Origin of the sequence: Nostoc sp. PCC 9305 (genome assembly GCF_963920915.1) — a bacterium.
Classification (GTDB): Bacteria; Cyanobacteriota; Cyanobacteriia; order Cyanobacteriales; family Nostocaceae; genus Nostoc.
This window is the reverse complement of record NZ_CAWUDN010000179.1, coordinates 1-9,241: the sequence shown is the minus strand read 5'-3', so window position 1 is coordinate 9,241 and position 9,241 is coordinate 1. Positions and strand designations below refer to the sequence as shown.

At 42.7% G+C, this 9,241-nt stretch carries 9 protein-coding genes; 3 read left to right on the top strand and 6 right to left on the bottom strand.

The annotated features are described in order from the left end of the window. Positions 1-241 precede the first annotated feature (241 nt). Positions 242-691 (top strand): ArsC/Spx/MgsR family protein, encoded by a 450-nt coding sequence (locus ACM0OX_RS34160; protein ID WP_414519474.1) that lies wholly within the window; start codon positions 242-244, stop codon positions 689-691. Between the two features lie 117 nt (positions 692-808). Here the strand turns inward: ACM0OX_RS34160 and ACM0OX_RS34155 are convergent, their stop codons facing one another. The 3 genes from ACM0OX_RS34155 to ACM0OX_RS34145 all read right to left on the bottom strand — a co-directional run bounded on the left by ACM0OX_RS34155 (position 809) and on the right by ACM0OX_RS34145 (position 4,182). Further along, positions 809-1,888, bottom strand: a complete 1,080-nt coding sequence (locus tag ACM0OX_RS34155; RefSeq protein WP_414519473.1) for a fatty acid desaturase — start codon at positions 1,886-1,888, stop codon at positions 809-811. 221 nt (positions 1,889-2,109) lie between these two features. After that, a complete protein-coding gene (locus ACM0OX_RS34150; RefSeq protein WP_414519471.1) occupies positions 2,110-3,162 on the bottom strand; it encodes a fatty acid desaturase in 1,053 nt (350 codons plus the stop codon). A 198-nt stretch (positions 3,163-3,360) separates the two neighbouring features. Further along, positions 3,361-4,182: an acyl-CoA desaturase gene (locus ACM0OX_RS34145; protein ID WP_414519469.1), complete on the bottom strand. Its 822-nt coding sequence runs from the start codon at positions 4,180-4,182 to the stop codon at positions 3,361-3,363. 90 nt (positions 4,183-4,272) lie between these two features. On the opposite strand from ACM0OX_RS34145, the gene ACM0OX_RS34140 reads away from it, so the two are divergent. Both ACM0OX_RS34140 and ACM0OX_RS34135 read left to right on the top strand, forming a co-directional pair. Next, the gene (locus ACM0OX_RS34140) at positions 4,273-5,523 is read left to right on the top strand and encodes an aminotransferase class I/II-fold pyridoxal phosphate-dependent enzyme (RefSeq protein ID WP_414519467.1); all 1,251 of its coding nucleotides are present in this window, start codon (positions 4,273-4,275) and stop codon (positions 5,521-5,523) included. Continuing rightward, positions 5,523-6,371 carry an alpha/beta fold hydrolase gene (locus tag ACM0OX_RS34135; protein WP_414519466.1) on the top strand — a complete coding sequence of 283 codons (849 nt, stop codon included), beginning with the start codon at positions 5,523-5,525 and terminating at the stop codon, positions 6,369-6,371. The genes ACM0OX_RS34140 and ACM0OX_RS34135 overlap by 1 nt, the downstream gene beginning before the upstream one ends. Before the next feature lie 179 nt (positions 6,372-6,550). On the opposite strand, the gene ACM0OX_RS34130 is transcribed toward ACM0OX_RS34135, so the two are convergent. The 3 genes from ACM0OX_RS34130 to ACM0OX_RS34120 all read right to left on the bottom strand — a co-directional run bounded on the left by ACM0OX_RS34130 (position 6,551) and on the right by ACM0OX_RS34120 (position 8,702). Then, entirely contained in the window at positions 6,551-6,853 is a 303-nt protein-coding gene (locus ACM0OX_RS34130; RefSeq protein ID WP_335196503.1) for a DUF1816 domain-containing protein, read from the bottom strand. Between the two features lie 80 nt (positions 6,854-6,933). Continuing rightward, positions 6,934-8,130 carry a 23S rRNA (guanosine(2251)-2'-O)-methyltransferase RlmB gene (gene rlmB, locus ACM0OX_RS34125; RefSeq protein ID WP_414519464.1) on the bottom strand — a complete coding sequence of 399 codons (1,197 nt, stop codon included), beginning with the start codon at positions 8,128-8,130 and terminating at the stop codon, positions 6,934-6,936. A gap of 92 nt (positions 8,131-8,222) precedes the next feature. Then, positions 8,223-8,702, bottom strand: a complete 480-nt coding sequence (locus ACM0OX_RS34120) for a Mini-ribonuclease 3 (RefSeq protein WP_289798430.1) — start codon at positions 8,700-8,702, stop codon at positions 8,223-8,225. Positions 8,703-9,241 lie beyond the last annotated feature (539 nt).

Genomic DNA, 9,241 nt, shown 5'->3' with positions numbered 1-9,241 from the left:
GGGGGATCTTCAACGATTTTGGTTTTATACAAAGATGTGTGTACACCGTAGCTCCCTTGGGGAGAGGGGAGCTAGATATTCAAATCCCCTTCTCCCAAGGGAGAAGAGGTTAGGGGATGAGGGTGTGAGGGATTTGCAAAACAACTGTCTGATATAGTTTTCAGCTTAAGTTGACATCAATGCACAGCCGTGCGCCCCTACAAACGAATCGTATTCTACTAAGAGGTTAAGAGGTAGTTAAATGGCAAGAGTAATTTTCTATAGCAAACCAGGCTGTAAAGGTGGTACTAAGCAAAAAGTTTTGCTCACAGCTGCCGGTCATGAAGTGATACCATGCAATCTGCTAACAGAACCTTGGACAGTTGAGCGGTTGCGTTCATTTTTTGGCGATCGCCCCGTAGCCGAATGGTTTAATCTTTCCGCTCCCAAGATAAAATCTGGTGAGGTGGTTCCTGAAAAAATCGATGCCGAAACCGCCTTGACGTTGATGCTAAAAGAGCCACTGTTAATTCGCCGGCCTTTATTAGAAGTAGGCGAGCGCCGTGAGGTAGGATTTGATGTCCAAAAGATTGATACTTGGATTGGCTTACAAGCTGTAGATGAATCCTTGCAAGAAATCAGCGACAAGCTGATGAAGCAAGATTTGCAAAACTGCTCGCACGGCCCTGGCCATCATCACCATCATCATTAAGATGGCTGTAACCATCATGGTGAACAACATCAAAAGCAAGCCAGCTTAAGTTATTAGACTTCTTCTATGAATCAAAAGCCCTCTCCCAAGCTTGGGAGAGGGCTTTTGAAATTGGCTCTAGTCTTGAGCTAACTTGTTATTGGATGTGTAGTAAACCCTACTACCACTATCAGGTACAAAATGGCAACTGACACATGAACGCCATAATGACTTCCAAATAGGTTCTTCCGATTTGTGGAAATACTCACCCATCACTGGTTTTATTGCCTCTGTTGCCTTCAGTAAATTGTAGTGAGGGATGTTAAGGAATATATGGTGAGCAACATGAGTACCAATATCGTGATGGATATGATTAACCAAACCATAATCACGGTCAATACTAGAAATTGCGCCTTTCAGGAAAGTCCAATCTTCTCCACGATACCAGGGAAGCTCTGGCTCAGTGTGGTGCAAAAATGTTACCAAATCTAGCCAAACTATGAATACAAGGTAGGGCACAGCATAATATTTCAGCAACCACATCCAACCCCATTGGTAGGTGAGAAAACCGAGCAAACCTACCATGCCAATCAAAAGTACAGTACTAGTGATGACATCCCATTTTTCCGATGGCTTGAAAAGTGAACTGCCAGGTAAAAAGTGAGAGCCTTCTTTATTAGGAGAACGCTTAAACAAATACACAGGATAAGCCAAGAGAAAAACATAATATCTGCCTATCTTTTGGGCTAAGGGCATCTCCTTATATTGTGATTCTGTCACAGGATACCAGCTTTCATCGTTATCGATATTGCCAGTATTTTTGTGATGGGTTCTATGGCTGATCCGCCAACCATGATAAGGAACAAGTATTGGTGTGTGAGAAAGATGTCCAATCAAATCATTGAGCCATTTATGCTTAGAAAAAGATTGGTGTCCGCAGTCATGCCCGACTACAAACAAAGCCCAAAACATCGTTCCTTGCATTAGCCAGAAAATCGGGAAGAAAAGCCAAGAATCCAGGTAATTAGCTACTGCATAAAGCAGACTTATAATCAGGATGTCACGAAAGAAGTAAAAAAGTGATTTTGTTACATTGGGCTGAAAGCATTCAGCAGGGATTGCAGCTTTTAAATCTTGAAGAGTGAAAGGTAATTTAGTTGTATCCTCAGACGTTTCACCGCTAAGAGGATTGTTGAAACTGATGGTATCTAATTGCACTGGATTCTTTTGTTAGATATAAATCGGAACTTGATTTTGAGACAAGATAATCTCACCTCTAGGATGCCCACGAAACTAGCGATCGCTAACACCAAAGAAGATAATTTTTGGCAATTTAGCTAACAATTTTTAGTTAGTAAAAAGTCACCAAATTCTATTTAAACACAGCATAATAAACGCTCTCGTTGAGTTCAAGAGCGTGAGTGTAGTCACAGCGCTATTTATCGCTCTGTATAATGTTCGTCAAAAGTCTTATAGCCAATATCAGTTGTGTATAGTTGACATTGGTCTGTAATCTGTTTCATTAAAGGCCAAGAAAACTGACACTCATCATGTAAATAAGGCTCCCAATTTTCTTTGATGCTGCTGTAAGCTAGCCGCAAATTATAAGAAGGAATCGCAGTGGAAATATGATGAGGGACATGAACATTAATATCGTGGCACAGGACTTCTACCCAACGTGGATAATCACAATGAATAGTTCCAGATAGCTGTGCTAGAGCCTCGTTCCACTTGTTCGCTGTTGCAAAAGGAACATCTGCGGCAGTGTGGTGAACAATAGTAAAAGTACTCATCCAAAAATGGTAAATCATCCAGGGCACTAGCCAAAACTTGACAAAGCCCCAGATACCAGTTGTAGCGATAAGAAGCGGGAAAGCGATCGCTGCAAATACAACTACGACAGCCACAGACAGCTTGATACTAGATTGGTCTTTCGTTTTGAAGTTCCGCCAATCAAAATGCACCACAGCCCAATGTCCAATGGAACCTACCCACCAGAAGCGTTTACGCATGAATAGCTTAAAAGCAGACTGCCGGGTTTTATCCCAATTTTCAAACACTTCTGGTCTAATTGGATGCCAAGCATTGTCCTCATCCAGCTTGTTGGTATGAGTATGGTGGTAATTATGCTTAATCCGCCAACTGTGAAAGGGGTAAATTAACGGCATCATGAAGAAATGCCCTACCAAATCATTTACCCAACGACGTTTGGCAAAAGACCTGTGACCGCAATCATGGCCAATTACAAAAAAACCTGTTAAAGCAGTGCCCGTAAAAATCCAAGCTAGGGGCAAAAGAAACCAAGGAGTGATAATCAGGCTGTAATAGCCCAAGGCGACTGCCAAGACACTCAGCAGGACTTGTGTCCAAGCTTTGCGACGGTTCTGCTGAAAACATTCGCGTGGCAGGGTTTTGACAATATCTTTGAGCCGAAAGTCGGAATTACTAGGCTCGTCACTTAGTTTCTGGCTATTAATTATTGATGTAGTCATGGACACCTAAAAAACAACAAACTCCTCCACCAAGTCACCAAAAAGTAACTTGCCGTAAAAATTCTTCACATTAGCGCTTCGGATTATAGCAACCTAACCGACACAAGCGCACCCGTAAGTAAATAGCTTTTTGAAAAGTTAGGAGTTAGAAGTGATGAATTATGAGTTAAAAAGGCTACACATCCTAACTCCTAACTCTTAACTAACTTTTGTTGGGGCCAACTTCACATTAGTAGCCAGACCAACTGCTTGTAGCAATTGCACTGTCATCCAGGTTAAATCGATTTCCCACCATTCCAGCCCATGACGAGCTGAGTATTGAAAAGCATGATGGTTATTATGCCAGCCTTCACCGAAAACTAGTACGGCTACCCACCAGCAATTAGTCGATCGATCCCCAGAATCATAGCTCTGATAGCCAAATTTATGAGTCGCGCTGTTCACCAACCAAGTGCAGTGGTAAACCCAGACAATGCGAACAAAAATTCCCCAAACAACGAATGACCAGCCACCCAGAAGCAAAAGCAATACACCTAGAGCAACCTGGATCAAAATGAAATATTTTTCTAAAAACTGATAAACTGGGTCTTCGGCAATGTCTTTGGTGAAACGAGGAACATCAGCGTGAGCGGGACAGTAGTGAATCAGCCAATCCATGTGGCTCCACCAGAAGCCTTTATTAGAATCATGGGGATCGGCATCAGTATCCGAGTGTAAATGATGGATGCGATGTGTCCCTACCCACTCAATTGGGCCTCCTTGACACGAGAGTGTGCCAAAGAAAACCAAGAGATACTCTAGCCACTTGGGAGTTTGAAAGCTGCGGTGGGTGACAAGGCGGTGAAATCCGAGAGTAACTCCTAAACCACCTGTTATCCAGTACAGCAAGAAACCCACACCAACTGCCGTCCAGCTAAAGTTACCAGGAACAAAGGCAAATAAAGCGCCGATGTGCAGTCCAATGAAAAACAGGGTATTAACCCAGTTAATTTGAGGTTTGGTTGAAGTAGCAATTGTCATGCAGTAACCTGAATTTGAATTTTCCAGCCTAGTATGTGGGATTTTAAAATCCGCATATCTATAATTTAATTTTTTTTGAACGAGGAACTGATGAACAGCTTAGAACAGCTGCGGCAAGCAGAACAGGCACTATTAGAAATTTTTTCTGGAATTGACACTCAGGTCAAGCATAATCTAAAACGAGTCCTGGATGCTTTTCGTAATCACCGTGTAGGGGCACACCACTTCGCTGGTGTAAGTGGCTATGGTCACGATGATTTAGGACGAGAAACTTTAGATAAAGTTTTTGCCGAAGTTATGGGTGCTGAAGCAGCGTCCGTGCGAGTGCAGTTCGTTTCAGGAACTCATGCGATCGCCTGTGCTTTGTTTGGTGTTCTCCGTCCTGGAGATGAAATGTTAGCAGTGGTCGGTTCTCCCTACGATACGCTTGAAGAAGTCATTGGTTTACGGGGTCAAGGTCAAGGCTCTCTTATCGAGTTTGGCATAAATTACCGCCAATTGGAGCTAACCCCAGAAGGAACTATAGATTGGCAAGCTTTAACTACTAGTGTGGCTGAAAACACTCGTTTAGTCTTAATTCAGCGCTCTTGTGGCTATTCTTGGCGTCCTAGTTTATCAATTGCCGATATTGAAAAAATCGTTCATTTAGTCAAACAGCAAAATCCGAACACCGTTTGCTTTGTGGATAACTGTTACGGCGAATTTATTGAAACCAGAGAACCCACAGATGTCGGTGCTGATTTAATGGCGGGATCATTGATTAAAAATCCTGGTGGTACCATTGTCAGCGCTGGTGGTTATGTCGCCGGCCGTGCCGACTTAGTGGAAGCATCCGCTTGCCGCCTCACTGCTCCCGGTATCGGTAGCTATGGTGGTGCTACTTTTGACCAAAATCGTCTCCTATTCCAAGGTTTATTTCTAGCGCCGCAAATGGTAGGAGAGGCGATCAAAGGGACTTATCTTACCGGTTATGTATTTGATAAACTCGGTTATCCAGTAAATCCTGCTCCTCTGGCTCCCCGTGGAGATGTAATTCAGGCAATTAAACTTGGTTCTGCCGAAAAGCTAATTGCTTTTTGTAAAGCGATACAACAGCATTCTCCGATCGGTTCCTACTTAGATCCTATTCCAGATGATATGCCGGGGTATGAGAGCCAAGTGGTTATGGCTGGAGGGACATTTATTGAAGGGAGTACTTTGGAATTATCAGCGGATGGGCCTTTACGTGAGCCGTATGTGGTTTATTGCCAGGGAGGGACTCATTGGGCTCATGTAGCGATCGCCCTCGAAGCTGCGATCGATGCAGTTGGCAGTATTGGCAGACAGGAGAATGGCAAATAATGAGCGATCGCCACACCACAACTGCTGCACGTCTCAATGTTTACACCCAAGGTCAAGGATTCCCAATTTTGGGCTTACATGGTCATCCTGGTACTGGTCGTAGTCTTTCTGTCTTTACCAATCATTTATCAAAACGCTACAAAACTTTTGCCCCTGATTTACGCGGATATGGCAAAAGTCGCTACAACGGCAATTTTGACATGAATGACCATTTGACTGATTTAGAAGCGCTGCTAGACCGTTTGCAGATTGAAAAGTGCCTGGTATTGGGATGGTCACTTGGAGGCATTCTGGCAATGGAGATGGCATTACGTTTGCCAGAACGCGTTACTGGGCTGATTTTGGTGGCGACAGCTGCAAAACCTCGTGGCAGTCATCCTCCTATTACTTGGCAGGATAATTTATATACTGGCGTTGCTGCCCTCTTGAACTATATAAAACCGAGTTGGCAATGGAATATTGAAACTTTTGGTAAGCGATCGCTTTTCCGCTACCTAATCCAACAACATACATCTATTACTTACAATTACATTGCCAAAGAAGCAGTACCAGCTTATTTGCAAACTTCTCCTGCTGCTACTCGCGCCCTCTATAGTGCAATTCAATCAGGATACAATCGGGTTTTAGATTTGCAACAAATACAATGTCCCAGTTTAGTACTTGCTGGCGAACAAGACCGCCACATCACATCTGATTCCAGCTTACAAACTGCTCAACATCTCAAAAATTCTCAGTGGCAGTGCTATCCCAACACCGCCCATCTTTTTCCGTGGGAAATTCCCCAGCAGGTGCTAAATGATATTGACCATTGGCTTGAAGTTCATCCGCAGGTAATTGGTAGTCAATAGTCTAAATATTTAATATTAAAAAAAATATTTAAAAAAATTTTGACTATTGACGAAGAAGAAAAGGAGAGGGAAGATGTGGTGACGCAATGAATGAAAAAGACGCAATAAACTCCGGTAAAAGGATTTTCTGTGTCTTTACGTCTTTGCATCAGAGCATCCTTTTCATTCTCTGGCCTAACTTAAATTTGACCGCCAAAGGCAGGCTGTACTTTGCGGTCAAATCTTTCCCCCAAGTCGTCAGCAATTGTTAAGTTACTAGGTTTGCAGCGCTTGACATTCACAATAATTCCCTGCGCTCCTTCGATCTCCAAATCTTCTATGTATCCTTTGCTTGCTAATGTTGCATCAGAAGAACTTAGAAATGGCCCGAAGTAATACGTGCAACGGGGATTATGCGTCACAATCTCTACCCACCAAGCCAAGCCGATGTAGTCGAATGTGTTAATTAACACTTCCTTGAGGTTATGCCAAATGGTTTTCATGGTTTTCGCCGATTTATAAACGTCTACAGGGTGTTAAACGATATTGCTGCTTTATTATCTTTTACATTTCTTTATATTCTTTATACTCTGTTACTGTTATTTTTCAAAGAGAATTTTTGCAATTTATCTAAGTGCAGCGTATTTAGCGATCGCTGACGATAAATCTCATAAAGCGCCATACCCGCTGCTACAGAAGCATTGAGGCTGGGAGTTTTACCTTGTAGAGGAATCGATACTAAAAAATCACAGGAGCGTTGAGTCAACATACCTAGACCTTCACCTTCTGAGCCAATTACCAAAACGATTGGGCCAGTGAAATTGACTGTATGCACAGGTTCGCTGCCACTTGCAGCAGTACCGTAAATCCAAAAGCCAGCTTCTTTTAATTCTTCTAAGGAACGGCTGAGGTTAACAACTCTAGCTACAGCAAAATTTTCTAAAGCGCCTGCTGCCACTTTCATCACGGTGGAAGTGATCCCAGATGCCCTTCTTTGGGGAATTACTAATCCTTGAGCGCCTATTGCTTCGGCAGTGCGAATTATTGCTCCCAAGTTGTGGGGATCGGTAATTCCGTCAGCCACGACAATTACAGCATCAGTTACAGATTTGCACTGCTCAATTAGATCGGGCAATTCGATGTAAGCGTAGGGAGCAATTTGTGCTACCACACCTTGGTGATTAGCGCCGTTGGTGAGATAGTCTAAACGTTTCGGTTCAACTTCATCAATAACTGTGCCATTTTCCTTTGCTTGCAAAAGAAAAGGGTGAAAGCTGGGATCGTACCGCAGACGGGTAGTAATCCAGAGACGGTTAAGATTGCGCTGATTTTGCAATGCACTCAATACTGGATGACGACCGTAAATGAGATCGTTATCTTCTTCTGTCGGTTGTGTAGATACAGACGGCTGGGAGAAACTGCTATTTCGTTGTCGCGAGTTCCCATAACTGGGATTGCTATCTATTTTCCTGGGATTGCGATTCGGATTAACAACAGAGATGGTGTTGCCATCTACTTTTCTGGGATTGCGAGTCGGATTCTCAACAGATATGGGGTTGCTATCTACTTTCCTGGGATTGCGAGTCGGATTCGCAACAGATATGGGGTTGCTATCTATTTTCCTGGGATTGCGAGTCGGATTCGCAACAGATATGGGGTTGCTATCTACTTTTCTGGGATTGCGAGCCGGATTAGTAACAACACGTTTACCTTTAATTTTTACGGGTTGTCCACGATTTGGTTCGCTAGAAGTCTTGACTTTTCTGGGTTTATCCTGCATTTGAGTTATGAATATAGCGTATGGTTGATCGTTCCGATTACCTCAATTTTTTGAACCTAATCTAGTGTTGTGGCTACTGCGAAATTGAGTTTTCACTCTTTTTCTAGATGAAGTATTTGCAACAGTTCGGTTAGACGTTGGTAATCGGTGATATATAAGTAGCCTATTAAAGTTTCTAGACTAGTTGCCTGTTGATAAATTTCGGGATTAAGTCGCTTAGGGCGTCCTGTTGCGGCGTTTCTACCCCGTCGGACAATTTCTAATTCGTTATCCCTGAGATGAGGAATTAGCGATCGCAAATGTAGCGCTTGTGTTTCTGCTCTTACCTGCTCCACTACCAGACGATGGTAAATTCCTGACCGCTGCAATGGCAGCAGATAGAACATTCTAACATACAACTCATAAATTGCATCCCCTAAATATGCTAAAGCACTAGGAGAAATTTGTTGCACTTGTGAGAGGGAAATCTGTTGGAATGGCCCTGTGGTTGCCAAGAGTGCTTCAGTCCAAGACAAGCTCTGTTTGGGAGTTTCATCTTGTCCATCTAATAGCTCTTCCTCCTGTGACTTCACAAATAAATCATTCCTTGACGGGATACATTTGGCAGGCATTCTTCGCAAAGACTGATTTTTATGAAGTATGCCATGATAGTATACTTAGCATAATCAATACTATCAAACTTACTTCCTAATTTCATCTTTTTGATTGAGAGTTGGCATTTTAAATCACCCTGATGTCAACATCTATAAACAAAATTCCGCCTACTTCTTATGCTCTACGCCTAAGATAGGGTAAAATTTTGACATCAAATTCACCCTTCTACTTGGTAGCATTGCCATGCTTACTGAGTAAACGACAACTTTTAACTATACAGCATCGAGTCAAGTCTATCTATAAACAAATCTGCCGGCTTTGTATTTCTTACAAATATCTCAGACTTGATTATTTATTTAATATTCTAGCCAACGATTACATACTCAGGAGTTGGGTGTTTATATCTTTAGTTATTACTCAACTTTAAACATAATAGCTCAACTGGCTTTATGCCTCTCCCACAAGGCTACGGTGTATACACAAGTCTTTGAGAGTTGCCTCACAGCGTTTAGATCCC